At 64.9% G+C, this 14,810-nt stretch carries 13 protein-coding genes and 1 tRNA gene; 5 read left to right on the plus strand and 9 right to left on the minus strand.

What is annotated here, in order from left to right:
- Positions 1 to 13 precede the first annotated feature (13 nt).
- Entirely contained in the window at positions 14 to 283 is a 270-nt protein-coding gene (locus tag ML401_RS07400) for a hypothetical protein (RefSeq protein WP_212068836.1), read from the minus strand.
- Positions 284 to 509: 226 nt separating this feature from the next.
- Here ML401_RS07400 and ML401_RS07405 point away from each other — a divergent pair, with 226 nt between their 5' ends.
- The gene (locus ML401_RS07405; RefSeq protein ID WP_285811088.1) at positions 510 to 986 is read left to right on the plus strand and encodes a DUF3833 family protein; all 477 of its coding nucleotides are present in this window, start codon (positions 510 to 512) and stop codon (positions 984 to 986) included.
- An 80-nt stretch (positions 987 to 1,066) separates the two neighbouring features.
- Here ML401_RS07405 and ML401_RS07410 read toward each other — a convergent pair whose 3' ends face one another.
- The 3 genes from ML401_RS07410 to ML401_RS07420 all read right to left on the minus strand — a co-directional run bounded on the left by ML401_RS07410 (position 1,067) and on the right by ML401_RS07420 (position 5,075).
- Positions 1,067 to 3,226 (minus strand): exonuclease domain-containing protein, encoded by a 2,160-nt coding sequence (locus tag ML401_RS07410; RefSeq protein ID WP_285811090.1) that lies wholly within the window; start codon positions 3,224 to 3,226, stop codon positions 1,067 to 1,069.
- 464 nt (positions 3,227 to 3,690) lie between these two features.
- Positions 3,691 to 3,766, minus strand: a tRNA-Ile gene (locus ML401_RS07415).
- 334 nt (positions 3,767 to 4,100) lie between these two features.
- Positions 4,101 to 5,075 (minus strand): tripartite tricarboxylate transporter substrate binding protein, encoded by a 975-nt coding sequence (locus tag ML401_RS07420; protein ID WP_211419645.1) that lies wholly within the window; start codon positions 5,073 to 5,075, stop codon positions 4,101 to 4,103.
- A gap of 106 nt (positions 5,076 to 5,181) precedes the next feature.
- On the opposite strand from ML401_RS07420, the gene ML401_RS07425 reads away from it, so the two are divergent.
- On the plus strand, positions 5,182 to 6,162 hold the full coding sequence (locus ML401_RS07425; protein WP_285811093.1) for a TAXI family TRAP transporter solute-binding subunit: 981 nt from the start codon (positions 5,182 to 5,184) through the stop codon (positions 6,160 to 6,162).
- A 183-nt stretch (positions 6,163 to 6,345) separates the two neighbouring features.
- Here the strand turns inward: ML401_RS07425 and ML401_RS07430 are convergent, their stop codons facing one another.
- Together ML401_RS07430 and ML401_RS07435 are read right to left on the minus strand one after the other, a co-directional pair.
- Complete coding sequence (locus ML401_RS07430; RefSeq protein ID WP_211419643.1) at positions 6,346 to 7,575, minus strand: ABC transporter substrate-binding protein; 1,230 nt, start codon at positions 7,573 to 7,575, stop codon at positions 6,346 to 6,348.
- Between the two features lie 100 nt (positions 7,576 to 7,675).
- Complete coding sequence (locus tag ML401_RS07435; protein ID WP_285811095.1) at positions 7,676 to 8,569, minus strand: helix-turn-helix transcriptional regulator; 894 nt, start codon at positions 8,567 to 8,569, stop codon at positions 7,676 to 7,678.
- A 270-nt stretch (positions 8,570 to 8,839) separates the two neighbouring features.
- On the opposite strand from ML401_RS07435, the gene ML401_RS07440 reads away from it, so the two are divergent.
- From ML401_RS07440 to ML401_RS07450, 3 genes are read left to right on the plus strand one after another with little or no spacing between them, the layout of a single operon-like run.
- The gene (locus tag ML401_RS07440; RefSeq protein ID WP_285811097.1) at positions 8,840 to 9,667 is read left to right on the plus strand and encodes a substrate-binding domain-containing protein; all 828 of its coding nucleotides are present in this window, start codon (positions 8,840 to 8,842) and stop codon (positions 9,665 to 9,667) included.
- 55 nt (positions 9,668 to 9,722) lie between these two features.
- Positions 9,723 to 10,829: a molybdopterin-binding protein gene (locus ML401_RS07445; protein ID WP_285811099.1), complete on the plus strand. Its 1,107-nt coding sequence runs from the start codon at positions 9,723 to 9,725 to the stop codon at positions 10,827 to 10,829.
- A 13-nt stretch (positions 10,830 to 10,842) separates the two neighbouring features.
- Entirely contained in the window at positions 10,843 to 12,792 is a 1,950-nt protein-coding gene (locus ML401_RS07450) for a molybdopterin biosynthesis protein (RefSeq protein WP_285811101.1), read from the plus strand.
- 41 nt (positions 12,793 to 12,833) lie between these two features.
- Here the strand turns inward: ML401_RS07450 and ML401_RS07455 are convergent, their stop codons facing one another.
- From ML401_RS07455 to fdhD, 3 genes are all read right to left on the minus strand, one after another.
- Entirely contained in the window at positions 12,834 to 13,064 is a 231-nt protein-coding gene (locus ML401_RS07455; RefSeq protein ID WP_285811103.1) for a hypothetical protein, read from the minus strand.
- 72 nt (positions 13,065 to 13,136) lie between these two features.
- Positions 13,137 to 13,787 (minus strand): molybdenum cofactor guanylyltransferase MobA, encoded by a 651-nt coding sequence (gene mobA / locus ML401_RS07460; protein WP_374762377.1) that lies wholly within the window; start codon positions 13,785 to 13,787, stop codon positions 13,137 to 13,139.
- Complete coding sequence (gene fdhD, locus ML401_RS07465; RefSeq protein ID WP_194406375.1) at positions 13,774 to 14,664, minus strand: formate dehydrogenase accessory sulfurtransferase FdhD; 891 nt, start codon at positions 14,662 to 14,664, stop codon at positions 13,774 to 13,776. The genes mobA and fdhD overlap by 14 nt, the downstream gene beginning before the upstream one ends.
- Between the last annotated feature and the right edge of the window lie 146 nt (positions 14,665 to 14,810).

Below are 14,810 nucleotides of genomic sequence, written 5' to 3' on the forward strand. Positions count from 1 at the left end.
GGCCAGTGCCGCTTCAGCAATCTCCGTCCCGGCATTCCGGACAATTGTCTCCGATCGAATCGAGGACGTCGCGGATCTCCGCGGTCGCCTCATCGGGAGAAATGCCGGCGGGTGGAACCTCGCGTGCGAGATCGATGGCGCGTGCGCGGGCGTGAGGATCGGCCCGGTCCTTCGCCCAGCCATGCTCCTCGCATTCGTGGATGGCGCCGACTTCCTGCAGCACACCGAGCGCCCATCCGCGCAGCGTGCGGATCGCCGGCCGTCTTTCCCTGGTCATCAGCATCGAGATCGCTCCTCACCGGGACGAATCCGCGCCGCCCCCGCTCGTTCCCGGCGCTTAGCACGGGTCAGGGATTCCCAAACGGCAGGGCCGGGCTTGTCCACGTGTTCCTAAGCGCTGTGGAGAATGCAAAGGATTTGGCAGAGGCGAGCGGACCAGGCAGGATTTCACCCGAGGAACCGGGTGTCGGGAGGCGGCTTATGTCGTCATCGGTATCGGAGGACTCGCCATGGCCATTGATGCGTTCGCTGGCACCACGCCCGTGTTTCTTCCTGAGCAGTTCCTCGTTGGTCGTCTTGAAGGATGGGCGGTGGTCGAAAGTCTCGTCGGCGGGCTCTTGAAGCGTGCGAGGATCACTGCTCATGGCGAGCTGGACGCGGACACCGACACCGTCGTCCTGACTGAAACCTACACCTTCGATGACGGCCATAACGACACGCTGCGCTGGACGATTCACAAGCTAGGCGAAGGCCAATACACCGGCCACGAGAACCGCCTGGAAGGCGACGCCACCGGCGAGCAGGCCGGTTGCGCATTTCACTGGAAGTACACGCGCGACACGCCCCAGGGCGATGGAAAGTCGTTCAAGCTGAACTTCGATGATTGGTTCTATGCGATCGATGACCGCGCCTGCATCGTTCGTGGAAGCGCCGGGCGGGCGGGGATTCCGTTCGCGACGGGGCATGTGACTTATAGGAGGATTTGAGCTCTCACTGCCAGCTGTCCGTGCTGCCTCAGGGATCGAAATAGCCTTCTTCCGCGGATCAAAACGCCGGCTTGCTCCCGCTAGGCGGCCTCGACATCCGCGGTCACGTCGTCATCACGCTTGTGGTTGATGAGGTTCAACAAATGCGCGGAGGCCCGCGCGTCGCACAGCGCGCGATGATGATTGGGCAGCGCAATTCCATAGATATCGCACAGCTTTCCCAAACCGTAAGATTCGTGTCCCGGATAGCGGCGGCGCATCCCGGCGCACGTACACAATTTCGGAAACCGGAAGCGACGTTCCAGCCGCTTGTACTCGGAGGCGATGAAACCATAATCGAAATTGACGTTATGGGCGACGAAGATGCCGTCGGCCATGAAATCGAGGAAGCTCTCGCTCACTTCGGCAAACACCGGGGCGTCCCGCACCATCTCGTTCGTGATCCCCGTCAGCTGGGCGATCTTCCAGGGGATGGGACGTTGTGGATTGATCAGGCTATGCCACTCGTCGACCACCTGATGATTGCGGACCTTGACCGCGCCGATTTCGGTGATGCGGTCACCGTTCGAGAACGAGCCCGTCGTCTCGATATCCACGACGACATAGTCCTGGTCCGGATCGAAGCGATAGTCGACACGGCCGATCTCGGCCGTGATGCCGGCGGCGCCGAGCTGGTGAAGGCGGGTCAATTGATTGCGTCGAATGACGTCGCCTGCAGCCTTGATCTCCATGAACGAGACGCGTCCATCGCGGACGACCATCAGGTCGGGAAAGCCGTCGCGCATGCCGCGGAAATCCTCGCACATGGCGCGGACGATCCGCGCGAGGCCTGAGGGGTTTGCGCCCTGCAGCAACGCGCGCAAGGCCTCGATCTGAAAATGGTCCCAGGCGAAGATGCCATTGGGGCGTCCCCACCGGGCCGCAACGGTCCGCAGGATCATGGGCAGCGCCGTCCCGGCTTCGATCGCGCCAATTTTTTCCGCGATCGAGGCCGCAAACAACCGGCTGAAGCTGCGATCCCTCAGGCAATGCGGCACCCAATCGAAGCCGCTCGGCAATTGCGTGCTCTCGAACAGCTCATCCCAGAACAGCAGGCCGAACAGGGTGTGCCACAGCATATTCTCTGCATAAAAGACCGTCGCGCCGTCGCGCCGCAGCACGCCCGCCACGCCCGCCTCGGGATTGCCGCGATGCGTGTCGTCCACCGTGATCGTCCGCCCGGACCGCAAGAGCTCGGTGTAGAGCCCCGTCCGTCGCCCGCCAAACTTTCGTGCGTAGAAATCGGTCGCGAACAGATGCTCGCCATCGCTCAACGGCTGATCGATCATCCGTTGCAGCAAGGCCTCGGCTCCGGGGCGATCGCCATCGTTGTAGAGCAGACGCACCAGGCGTTCATTGCAGTCGGCCGATGCGCCGGCGCGATAGAGCTGCCGGGCGAAATCGTGATCGCCGGCCTTTTCGAAGAACAATCCCGCCTGGTGCGCCGCCCGGCTGCGCAGTTCCTCGGCGTAATCGGTGTCGCAGGCGGGGCCATTGAGGATGTCGACGGCAGCCTGTCTGCAAACGGCGTCCGATTTGACGTCGAGGCGGTCGAGGATCTGGCTGTAGTGGAATGAAGCCAAGGCTTCATCTCCGTCCGAGAACCGCGCGCTGAAGGCCGTCTCCTGGTTGGTGCGCAGAACGCCCAGATCGCGCAACGCAAAACTCTTCAGGTCAACCTGGGTCTTGCCGAAATAGAGATAGAGGAGGAACTCGATCGGCCTCGTGCCGTCGAGTGCGATGAATTTGTTCGCGCCGCAGTGCTGCGCGGCGACGGCGAAAGGAATCTGTTCGAGATAATAGTCGACGAACTTCGGCTTCGACCAGGATTTCCGGACATCGCCCCGTCCGGCGGCCTGTGCACCCGTTACCAAGATATCCCTGGGAAGGCAGGCCACGAACGCGGCATAGTCGCCTTCGCCGAGCGCGCGGGCATGACCGGCCGCCATGAGTTCGGCCGCCGCGCGTCCGACGTCGGCAATCTCGGGGTAGCTGAACAGGGCCCGGTTGAAGATCGCGCCGCGCCGATTGACCATCCGGACCAACAGGCACCGCGCATCCCGCGACATGCCGTCAAAACGCGCAATAAAGGCGCGATGTTCCTCGGAGAGGACCGAGCGATAGGTCTTCTGAACGAATGCCAGCATCTCGACGAAATGATCGAGATAGTAATAAGCGGGCAAAATCGGTGGCTTGGCCAAGTGAACCTAGTCGGAGAAGGGGGCTCGAATGTTCTATTTTTGTTCTGAAGAGTTACAAAGTCAAGAGTGGAGGACACGCGTCTGCGACTGTCGCGGTTTTGAACGGTCACTGAATCTCAATCGCGATGCATACGTCTCATTGTGAAACGCTCTCGCGCTGAGACAGCAGCAGAACTTTTGGAATGCTTCCCCATCCCACTTCGCTACTTAACAAAATCAACACTCCGGCCTTTCCAATCCTCGAGCGGAAATTCAAACGATAAGAAATCCTCATCGGGCGCCACGACCGCTCTGTTGGCCGTCTTAACTCGATCCAACAGGATAGCGCGCCATTCGTTGGAGAGCGACATCCGCCATTCACGGCGCATACACGTGTGCTCCGCGTATTCAAAGGCGATTTGAACCGCGAGCGTTGTGAGTTCCCTGTAGGGTAGCAGGCAGAATGATTTGGCAAATCGCTGGCTTGGTGGGCCCGGCAGGACTCGAACCTGCAACCAGACCGTTATGAGCGGCCGGCTCTAACCATTGAGCTACAGGCCCCGCCGCGAGACAGCTCGCGGGAACGCGGCCGGCAACGGTGCGCGGTTCGTTTACAGGGATGGCGGCGGGGGTGCAATGCTGGCGCGGGTGGATGGAAACACCGGGGCGGCATCGCCGGCGATTTCTAGATAACCGAAATCGGCGATGATGCCTGTATACCCCTGTTTTGCCCGACGAAGCAAAACCACCTCATCGAAGCCGGGTTTTCGCGGTTGCTAACCCATTGAAATCACTGGCCTCGCCTACTGTGCATGGGGTTGTTTTGCGACTTTTAGGGGGAGGGCCCTTCCGAGCCCCCTCCAGAATGTCGTGCAGTGGGCCGCCAGGCCCTTAGCTAATCCACCGAGACCCCCGCGAACTCCACCACCTTGCGCCACTTCTCGGTCTCGTCAGCGACCAGCTTGCCGAACTCGGCCGGCGTCATCGGCTTGGGGATGCCGCCGGTCTCCGTGAGCCTGGCCACCAGCTTCGGGTCCTTCAGCGCTTCGCCGACGGCCTTGTTGAGCGTCTCGACCACTTCGGGCGGCGTGCCCTTCGGCGCGGAGATGCCGTAGAAGCCGACCGATTCGAAGCCCGGCACGGTCTCGGCGATCGCGGGCACGTCAGGCACGCTCGGCCAGCGCTGCGGCGAGGTCACGCCCAGCGCGCGGACATTGCCGCCCTTGGCCTGCTCCATGGCCGAGGGGAGGTTGTCGAAGATCAGCTGCACCTTGTTGGAGATGATGTCGGGGAAGGCGATCGCCGAGCCGCGATAGGGCACGTGCACCATGTCGCACTTGGTCAGCACCTTGAACAGCTCGGCCGACATGTGCACCGAGGTGCCGTTGCCGGAGGAGGCAAAGGAGATCTTGCCGGGGTTGGCCTTGCAATAATCGACGAACTCCTGAACCGTCTTCGCCGGAAACGCGTTGGACACCACCAGCATGTTGGTGAGCTGCATGATGCTCGCGACCGGGGTGGTGTCGCGGATGAAGTCGAACGGCAGCTTCTTGTAGAGCGAGGTCGAGATCGCGTTGTTGGGCGCGACGAACAGCAGCGTGTAGCCGTCGGGCGGTGAGTTGATCGCGGCGGCGGCGGCGATGTTGCCGCCGGAGCCGGTGCGGTTCTCGACGATGAATTGCTGGCCGAGCCGGTCCGACAGCCACTGCGCCATGATCCGCGCCACGATGTCGACCGGGCCGCCCGCGGCAAAGCCGATCAGCCAGTGCACGGGACGGTCGGGATAGGCGGCGGAGGCGCGAGGCGTGGCGCTGAAGAGACCTGTGAGGATCGCGAGCCCGAACACACCGCACCGCAAAATTCGCAACATGACGCCTCCCATTGCATTATTGTCGTTGCGGGCATGCTTTCACAAAAACGGACGGCTGCCTACATCGCCGCAAGTCGGTGTTGACGCAGGCCTGTTGGAAATGACCATGAGATTCGCGATCATCGTTCTCGGCGCAGCGCTGCTCCTGAGCCCCGCTGCGGCTCAAACCGGAGGCAACGCCATTCCGACCACGCCACATACGATCAGCCATACTATCAGTCTCGGCACCGCGACGCCCGGCGGCGGCTTTCCGCTCTATGGCAACGCCTTTGCCGAGGTGATGAACGCGGCCGATCCGCAAGTCACGATCGCGCCGCGCAACACCAAGGGCAGCAACGAGAACATTCCGCTGCTGGAGAAGGGCGAGCTCGATCTCGCGCTGGTCGCGGGCGAGCCGGCCTACGAGGCCTTCGCCGGCATCGGCCGCGCGCCTGTGCGGCTGAAGATCCTGACGGCGATCTATTCCAATCCCGGCATGTTCGTGGTGCGCGCGGACAGTCCCTACAAGACGATCCGCGATCTCGTCGGCCAGCCCGTCGCGTTCGGCGCCAAGGGCTCCGGCCTGCCGATCCTGGCGCGCTATGTGCTTGATGGCCTCGGGTTGAAGCAGGACGAGGATTTCAAGGCCGTCTATCTCGACCGCGCCGGCGATGGCCCCGCGATGGTCGAGGACGGCCGCGTCGCCGCGCTGTGGGGCGCGGGCATCGGCTGGCCCGGCTTCGCCGCGGTCGCATCGAGCGCATCAGGCGCGCGCTTCATCGCGCCGGATGTCGAGGAGATGACGCGCATCCGCGCCAAGCATGCCTTCCTGAAGCCGCTGCTGGTGCCCGCGAACAGCTATCCGAAACAGGACGCGCCGATCGCTTCGCTGGGATCGTGGAGCTTCGTGCTGACGCGCGATGATCTGCCTGACGACGTCGCCTATCGCCTCGCGAAGACGCTGCACGGCGTTGAAGCGACATTCTGCAAGAAGCTCGCCCAGGCCTGCGAGACCACCGCGTCGAACACGGTCGCGGCGGCGCCGAGGCCGGAGCTGATCCATCCCGGCGCGATGAAGTATTTTCGCGAGATCGGGATGATGAAGTAGCGAATGCGCTTTCTTCCTTCTCCCTTGGTGGGAGAAGGTGGCGCGAAGCGCCGGATGAGGGATTCTCTCCGCGCGTACAAATTGAGAGTTCGACTCGCGGAGAGAATCCCTCACCCGGCTGCGCTTCGCGCAGCCACCCTCTCCCACAAGGGGCGAGGGTGGATCGTCAGCGCAGCTACATCGTCACTTCTTCACCAGCGGGCACGCCGTGTCCGGCGGGCCGAACGCCTTGTCGCCGGAGATCGTGGTGAGGATCTTGTAATAGTCCCACGGATATTTGCTCTCCTCCGGCGTCTTCACCTGCACCAGCCAGAGGTCGTGCACCATCAGATTGTCCTCGCGCAGTTTGCCGTTGCGGGCGAAGAAATCCTCGATCGGCTTCTCCCGCATCTTGGCGGCGACCTTGAGCGGGTCGTCGGTGCCGGCTTCCTTGATGGCGTTGAGATAGTGCATCACGCTCGAATAGACGCCGGCCTGCCACATCGAGGGCATCTTGTTCATCTTGGCGAAGTAGCGCTTCGACCATTCGCGGGTCTTGTCGTCCATGTCCCAATAGAACGAGGTCGTCAGCAGCAGGCCTTGGGCGGCCTGCAGGCCGAGGCCGTGGATGTCGGTGATCAGCGCCAGCAATGCAGCCATCTGCTGGCCGCCCTTGAACACGCCGAACTCCGAGCCGGTCTTGATCTCGTTCATGTTGTTGGGGGGGCCAGCTGCGATGCCGATGATCTTGGCCTTGGAAGCCTGCGCCTGCAGCACGAAGGAGGAGAGATCGGGCGTTGCCAGCGGCGGCCGCACCGAGCCCAGCACCTTGCCGCCATTGGCGGTGACGACCGCGGAGGCATCGCGCTCCAGCGAATGGCCGAAGGCGTAGTCGTCGGTGATGAAGAACCAGCTGTCGCCGCCGCGCTTGACCACCGCGTCCGCGGTGCCGACCGCGAGCGCGCGGGTGTCGAACACCCACTGGATCGCGTAAGGCGAGCAGAACTTGCCGTGGAAATCCGCGGTGCCGGTGGAGTGGGTGATGAACAGCCGCTTCTTCTCGTTGGCGATGTTCTGCACCGCGAGCCCGACCGCCGAGACCGGCACGTCGACGATCAGGTCGACCTGCTCGACGTCGAACCAGCGCCGCGCGAGCGAGGCGCCGATGTCGGCCTTGAGCTGATGATCGCCGACCACGACGCTGATCGGCTTGCCGAGCACCGTGCCGCCGAAATCGTCGATCGCCATCTGCGCCGCCGTCACCGAGCCCTGGCCGGTCGGCGCGGAGGCCGGGCCGTTCATGTCGGTGAGCACGCCGATCTTGACGACGTCGTCGGAAAGCTGCGCCATGGCGGCCCCCGACGGCAGCGTCGCCGCCAAAACGGTTGCCGCAAAGCCGGCCGCGACCGGCAGTCCAAATCTCGTTGGATTCACGCTTGTCCTCCCCTGATCCGGCGCGTTGGCCGGTGTTGCCCCGGGTGTGCCCCCGGCTGAATTGGTTTCTTTTGCAACTATTTGGGGGCGGGCGTCAATGTCAGGCTGCGAACCGGATCTGCCCCGCGGCCGAGGGATCATAGCCGGTCAGCTCCTCGGCGCGCTGGCGCAGCCGCCTTTCGCTGAGAAACCGCAGCAGGGCCTGCATGGCGGGGCGGAAATAGCTGCGCTGCCGCATCGCAAGGTCGAAATTCTCCCAGACCAGCGGCACGAAATCCAGACCCGCCGAGCGCGCGGCGGCGCGCGTCGCGATGCCGCAATCGGCCTGGCCGGCGCGGACGATCTCGGCGAGATCCGGTCCGGTCAAAGCCGGCGGCTCGACCCGGCGCAGATCGCGCGTCGAGGCGCCGGCACGCTTCAACAGCACGTCGAGCAGCATCTGCGCGCCGGTGCCCTGCTGCCGCATCGCCATCCTGGCGCCGAGCGCGAGCACGTCGGTCAGGCCGTGCAGCTGCTTGGGATTGCCTTGCGGCAGCACGAGCCCCTGCTCGCGGCGCACGAATGCGACCAGCACCGCATCATGCAGGTCGGGCGCCGCACGCAGCGCTTCGACGCTGGCATCGCCCGCGAGATCGCCGGCAGCATCCAGGCCGTGAAAGTGGACCGCCGCCGCCATCACCTCGTTGCGCTGCAGGCGCTCGAGCCCGCGCATGCTGCCCTCGCTCATCGATCCCAGGCCCGAGCTGGATTCGCGCAGGCTCCAATCCAGGAGCTCGTCCTGGCTGCCGCCCACCACCGGCGGCGGCTCCGCGATCAGCATGCCGGCCGGACGCGCGAGGCCCGACAGCACCCAGAGATCGAGCTCGTGCCGAGGGAAGAGCCATTTCCCGGTCACCTTGGTGCAGGGGATCGCGCCGGTGGTGACGAGTTCGTAGAGCTTGCGTTCGCCGAGCCGAAGATAGTCGGCGGCTTCGCTGGTCGTCAGGAATTCCATCCTGCATTCCTATGCAAATTCTTGCTTCTTTTTGACGTTCGACGCAGGTGGAATCTGCACTTCAATTGTCGTGTGAGCGGGAACCATGCCCGATCATCTCGCTGCTTTGCAACACATCCTCGCAGGCGATTCCTGCTTTGGTGAACGATCCCAACGGGTGCTGAGCCTTGCCGAAATTTCCCGATCTGGAGAACGCATCGATGCAAGCGCGTCACGAGTGCGGCGCAATCGATCATCATGATCGCGTCATAGCCAATGGGAACCTGATCCATGCGCCGCCTGTCCGTTGCATTCGCGCTCCTCTGCGGTCTCACCGCGGGCGTTGTGGCGTCATCCGCGGAGGACCGCGCGATCGTGCTGGCCTCGACCACAGCGACACAGGAGTCCGGCCTGCTCGACTATCTGCTGCCGATCTTCCGCGACAAGACCGGCATCGAGGTGACCGTGATCGCACGGCGCGCCGACGAGGTGCTCAATGGGCCGCGAAGGGGCGAGGCCGACGTCGTGCTGATGCATGCGCGGCCGCAGGAGGAGAAATTCGTCGCCGACGGATTTGGCGTGAAGCGTTTCGACGTGATGTACAACGACTATGTGCTGATCGGGCCGAAGAGCGATCCGGCGGCCGTGAAGGGCAAGGATATCGTGACGGCGCTGAAGGCGATCGAAGCCAAGGGCGCGCCGTTCGTGACGCGGGGCGATCGCTCGGGCACCCACGCCGCCGAGCTCGCGCTCTGGATCGTCGCCGGCATCGACATCGCAAGCGCCAAGGGCGCCTGGTATCGCGAGGCGGAGCGCGGCATGGCCTCGGCTCTCGACGCCGCGCGCGCCGCGAATGCCTATGTGCTGTCGGATCGCGGCAGCTGGATTTCGTTCAAGGACCGCGGCGATCTCGACATCGTCGTCGAAGGCGACCGGCGGCTGCTCAATCAGTATGGCGTGATGCTGGTGAATCCCGAGAAGTTTCCGAACGTGAAGAAGGATCTCGCGCAGACCTTCATCGATTGGCTGACCTCGCCGGAGGGACAGGCGGCGATCGCCGGCTACAAGGTCGACGGGCAGCAACTGTTCTTTCCGAACTCGGACAGGTCCGGCGGCTGACGGCCCGCAGTCCCGGCGGTTGCCAAAGCGGGCGATGCATGGTCCACCATGGCGCATGACCCAGCGCCTGCCATCCTCGCTCACGCCGCTCGAGATCGCGCTCACCGCGTTGCTGAACGGGCTCGAACCGCTTGCACCGGTGGAGTTGCCGCTGTCCGACGCGGCCGGCTGCATCGCGGCGGGCACTGCGCTATTTACGGCCCATCCGCCGCACGACGTTGCCGCCGCGGACGGCTGGGCTCTTCGCGCCAATGATCTCGTCGGCGCGTCCTCTTATTCGCCGCTGCCCTTGACGAAAGAGCCGCAATGGGTCGAGGCCGGCGAAGCGATGCCGGCAGGATGCGACTGTGTGCTCGATGCCGACGCGGTGGAGGTATCGGGCCCGCTCGTGCAGGTGCTGGCGGAGGGCGCGCCGGGGCAGGGCGTCAGGCGCGCCGGCGGCGACATCGGAGAGCATACGGCCGTTGTGGTCGCGGGGCGCCCGGTTACCCCCGCCACTCTGTTGCTCGCGCGCGTTGCAGGTGTCGGGAAGCTGAGCTTGCGCCGACCGCGGCTGCGTCTCGTCAACGTGCCCGGTGCGACGGCGACGACGCATTTGATTGCCGAGATCGCGCGTGCCGCGGGACTGCATGTTGAGATGCATGAAGCCGGCGCGCGTGCTGCTGCATCGATCGCGGAAGCCGTCACCGATGACGCCTGCGATCTCGTCGTGACGATCGGCGGCAGCGGTGTCGGCCGCCACGACGCAGCCGTCACGGCACTGGCCGAGCGCGGCGAGGTGCTTGCTCATGGTCTCGCGCTTCAGCCCGGGCGCACCGCCGCGGTTGCGCGCCTCGGCAATGTTCCCGCCGTTGCCTTGCCCGGCTCGCCCGATGCAGCGCTCGCGGCCTGGCTCGCGGTCGTGCTGCCGCTCGTCGATCGCCTGTCGGCGCGACAGCGGCGACGCCAGATCGCCTTGCCGCTATCACGCAAGATTGCCTCCAGCGTCGGCATCGCCGAGATCGCGCTGCTGGCTGAGGAACACAAGACGTGGAGGCCGCTTGCCGTGGGCGAATGGCCGTTTCAGGCGATGGCCGGCGCGGATGCCTGGTTGCTCATATCAGGCAATCACGAGGGATTTGCGGCAGGTGAGCCCGTCGATGCCTATCTGATGCGGGAGTGATATGGGTTCCGGCATGACGATGATCCCAAAGCCACCAGACCGCAGCGCGCTCGAACAGGAGCAGTTCCTCAAGATCCTCTCGCGCGAGGAGGCGCTGGCGCGCTTCGAGGCGGCGCTGTTCCCGCGCGCGCTGCCGTGCGAAACGCGCAAGCTTGGTGCTGCGCTTGGCGCGGCGCTCGCCGAAGACGTCACGGCGCCGATCGATGTTCCCCCGTTCGACCGCTCCAACGTCGACGGCTTTGCCGTGCGCTCGGGGGATCTCGTTGCGGCCGGCGAAGGCAAGCCGGTGCGTCTTGGGCTGAACGGCGAAACCATCCACTGCGGCACACCGCCGGCGCTGCAAGTGGCGGCTGGAACCGCAACGGCGATTGCCACCGGCGGCCCGCTGCCGCGTGGCGCCGATGCCGTCGTCATGGTCGAGCACACCCAGCCGGCGGGGTCGGATGCCATCGAGGTTCGTCGTGCCACGTCTCCCGGCCAATTCGTCTCCTATGCAGGATCCGATATCGCGCGCGGCGAGGCGCTGCTGCGTGCCGGCACCGTCATCGGCTCGCGCGAGATCGGCATGCTGGCCGCGTGCGGCATCGCCGAGGTGAAGGTCGCGCGCAAGCCACATGTGGCCGTGATCTCGACCGGCGATGAATTGGTGCAGCCGGGCCAGAGGCTCGCGCCTGCCGGGATCTACGACACCAACGGCGCCATCGTCGCGGCCGCGATCGACGAGAACGGCGGCGAGGCGATCTTCCTGGGCGCGATTCCCGACGATGAAGCCAAGCTCGAAGCTGCCATGCGTGCCGCGCTCGCCGATGCCGACATGCTGGTGCTGTCAGGCGGCACGTCCAAAGGCGCGGGCGACCTGTCCCATCGCATCATCGGGCGGCTCGGCGCGCCCGGCATCATCGCGCATGGCGTTGCGCTCAAGCCCGGCAAGCCGTTGTGTCTTGCGGTATGCGACGGCAGACCGGTGGTGATCCTGCCGGGCTTTCCGACCTCGGCGATGTTCACCTTCCATGACATGATCGTGCCGGTGCTGCGCAAGCTGGCCGGCCTGCCGCCGCGCGCCGATGCCAGGGTCAACGCGTCCGTGCCGGTGCGCATTGCGTCAGAGCTCGGTCGCACCGAATTCGTCATGGTCTCGCTGGTCGAGGGCAGGGATGGCCTGATCGCCTATCCCTCCGGCAAGGGGTCTGGCGCGATCACGTCCTTCGCGCAGGCCGATGGTTTCCTGCGCATCGATGCGCTCGCCGACCAGATGCCGGCCGGGACGGAAGCCGAGGTGACGCTGTTCACGCCGCATGTGCGGGTGCCCGACCTCGTCATCGTCGGCAGCCATTGCACCGGCCTGGATCTCGTCACCGCGCAGCTTGCGCATGCGGGCCTCGCCGTGCGCTCGATCGCGGTCGGCAGCCTCGGCGGGCTTGCCGCGGCGAAGCGCGGCGAATGCGATCTCGCGCCGATCCATCTGTTCGACGACAAGAGCGAGACCTACAATTCGCCGTATCTCGTCGAGGGGCTCGAACTCGTGCCCGGTTGGCGGCGGATGCAGGGCATCGTCTTCCGCAAAGGCGACAGGCGTTTCGAGGGCCTCGATGCGAAGCAGGCCGTCGCTGCCGCGCTCGCTGATCCCGCCTGCATCATGGTCAACCGCAATCAGGGTGCCGGCACGCGCATCCTGATCGACCGGCTGCTCGGCGGGGCGCGGCCGGAAGGCTATTGGAACCAGCCGCGGTCGCACAACGCAGTCGCCGCGGCCGTCGCGCAGCACCGCGCCGACTGGGGCATGACCATTGCGCCGGTCGCCCACGCGGTCGGCCTCGGTTTCATTCCGTTCGCGGAAGAGCATTATGACTTCGCGCTGGTGACGGCGCGCAAACAACGTCCGGCCGTGCAGGCTTTTCTCGATGCCCTTGGTTCGGACGAGGCGCGCACAGCGCTGGAGCGGGCTGGATTTCGACCTGCTTAGAATGTCCTCGCGCCGTTCGAGCGCGCGCACCGGGCTTTTCGCTACGATACCGGGTCAGTGCCGCTGGCGGCTTGATCGACCTGCTCGCGCCTGCGCTCCCGCTCTTCGGCTTCCGCCAGCGCGCGCTGTGCGGCGGGTGGCAACGGCTTTGGATCCTGCGGGACCTCGACGGTGTCAGGCTTGCTCAGCTGCTTCGTGCGGTCGATCACGTCCGAAACATCGAACGCGACGTCGACGACATCGAAAATGATGTCCAAGAGAGAGTCGGCCATGGCTCATCCGGGGCAGCGTCCCAATATTGGTCGTTGCCTTCCTTGGTCCGGTTCACCGGCCAGGAGAGCCCCTCAGGCCGCGTCGTCCAGCGCGGCCAGCCGCTCGGCTTCGGCGATGTCCTCGACCGTGTTGGCGTTGAAGAACGGATCGAGCGGCTCGGCCGGCCACGTCACGGTCGCGAGTGGATAGCGTGCGGTCCAGCGGTCGATCTTGCGGAGGTCTTCGACGACCAGCGCGTGACGCAGCTCGCCGCGCAAGGCGACCCGCCACAGGCCGATCACGGGATGTGACTGCTCGCCGGATGCGGCGACTGCGAGCTGCGCGTTCTCGCGGCTCCGGGCGTCATGCAGCCGGGCCACCAGATCGCGCGGCAGGAACGGGCAATCGCCGGCGGCGCTGAGCACCCAGTCGACGTCTGGTCGGTTCGCCGCGGTCCAGTCGAGCGCGGCCAAAATGCCGGCGAGCGGGCCGGGAAAGCCGGGCACGTCGTCGGGGACGACCTGCAGGCCGAAGGAAGCGAAGCGCGCGGGCTCTCCGTTGGCATTCAGGATCAGTCCGGTGCATTGAGGTTTCAGGCGCGCGATCACGCGCTCCAAAATGGTGCGGCCGCCGATGGTGCGCATCGGCTTGTCGCCGCCACCCATGCGCCGCGCGAGGCCGCCGGCGAGCAGCACGCCAAGAGTTGGCGGAATAGTCGTGGCTGGAAATTCAGTCGTCACCACCTTCACCCTTGCGCTTGTGCTTGGCCGATTCCTCCTCGACGTAAGCGAGGTCCTGGTCGTAGACGATGCGCTCTTCGCCCGCGAGGACGATGAAGCGCTTGCCGCGGGTGCGGCCGACCAGCGTCAGTCCGACCTGACGCGCGAGATCGACGCCCCAGGCGGTGAAGCCGGAGCGCGACACCAGGATCGGAATGCCCATGCGAACCGTCTTGATCACCATCTCCGAGGTGAGGCGCCCCGTGGTGTAGAGGATCTTGTCGGAAGCATCGACGCGGTGGCGGTACATCCAGCCCGCGATCTTGTCGACGGCGTTGTGACGCCCGACGTCCTCGGTGTAGCAGAGCGGGGTGCCCTCCTTGCACAGCACGCAGCCGTGGATCGCGCCGGCCTCGAGATAGAGCGAGGGCATGGTGTTGATGGTCTGCGTCATCTGGTACAGCCAGGATGTGCGCAGCTCCGCCTTGGGCAGCGCGACGCTTTCGACGGCCTCCAGCAGGTCGCCGAAAGCCGTGCCCTGCGCGCAGCCCGAAGTCTGCGTGCGCTTCTTCAGCTTGGCTTCGAAATTGGTGTGATGCTCGGTGCGCACCACGACCACCTGGAGATCGTCGTCGTATTCGACCTCGGTGACGGCGTCATTATATTTCAGCATGTTCTGATTCAGCAGATAGCCGAGCGCCAGATATTCGGGGTAGTCGCCGATCGTCATCATGGTGACGATCTCCTGGGAATTCAAATAGAGCGTCAGCGGCCGCTCCATCGGCACCTTGATCTCGACCCTGGCGCCAGTCTGGTCGGTCCCGGTCACGCTCTGGGTCAGGCGCGGGTCGTCCGGGTCAGGGATGATCAGGGGCACCGGGGCTTTGTCCATTTGCATCATGGCGGCGAGGTTAGCATGACATTCGGGCCAAGCCGATATAAGCATGGCGGCGAAAGAGCGAAATGCTGCCTCGGCGTCATTGCGAGCGCAGCGAAGCAATCCAGAAATACATCCGCGGAGATAGTCTGGATTGCTTCGCCGCACTC

The sequence above is a fragment of the Bradyrhizobium sp. 62B genome, assembly GCF_030272265.2.
GTDB lineage: Bacteria > Pseudomonadota > Alphaproteobacteria > Rhizobiales > Xanthobacteraceae > Bradyrhizobium.

Excerpts from the sequence above, each read along its gene's own strand:
- fdhD (WP_194406375.1), bottom strand. The coding sequence starts at position 14,664 with ATGATGCAAATGGACAAAGCCCCGGTGCCCCTGATCATCCCTGACCCG.
- ML401_RS07435 (WP_285811095.1), bottom strand. The coding sequence starts at position 8,569 with ATGGAATTCCTGACGACCAGCGAAGCCGCCGACTATCTTCGGCTCGGC.
- ML401_RS07425 (WP_285811093.1), top strand. The coding sequence starts at position 5,182 with ATGAGATTCGCGATCATCGTTCTCGGCGCAGCGCTGCTCCTGAGCCCC.
- ML401_RS07445 (WP_285811099.1), top strand. The coding sequence starts at position 9,723 with ATGACCCAGCGCCTGCCATCCTCGCTCACGCCGCTCGAGATCGCGCTC.
- ML401_RS07455 (WP_285811103.1), bottom strand. The coding sequence starts at position 13,064 with ATGGCCGACTCTCTCTTGGACATCATTTTCGATGTCGTCGACGTCGCG.
- ML401_RS07420 (WP_211419645.1), bottom strand. The coding sequence starts at position 5,075 with ATGTTGCGAATTTTGCGGTGCGGTGTGTTCGGGCTCGCGATCCTCACA.
- ML401_RS07440 (WP_285811097.1), top strand. The coding sequence starts at position 8,840 with ATGCGCCGCCTGTCCGTTGCATTCGCGCTCCTCTGCGGTCTCACCGCG.
- ML401_RS07450 (WP_285811101.1), top strand. The coding sequence starts at position 10,843 with ATGACGATGATCCCAAAGCCACCAGACCGCAGCGCGCTCGAACAGGAG.
- ML401_RS07405 (WP_285811088.1), top strand. The coding sequence starts at position 510 with ATGGCCATTGATGCGTTCGCTGGCACCACGCCCGTGTTTCTTCCTGAG.
- ML401_RS07400 (WP_212068836.1), bottom strand. The coding sequence starts at position 283 with ATGCTGATGACCAGGGAAAGACGGCCGGCGATCCGCACGCTGCGCGGA.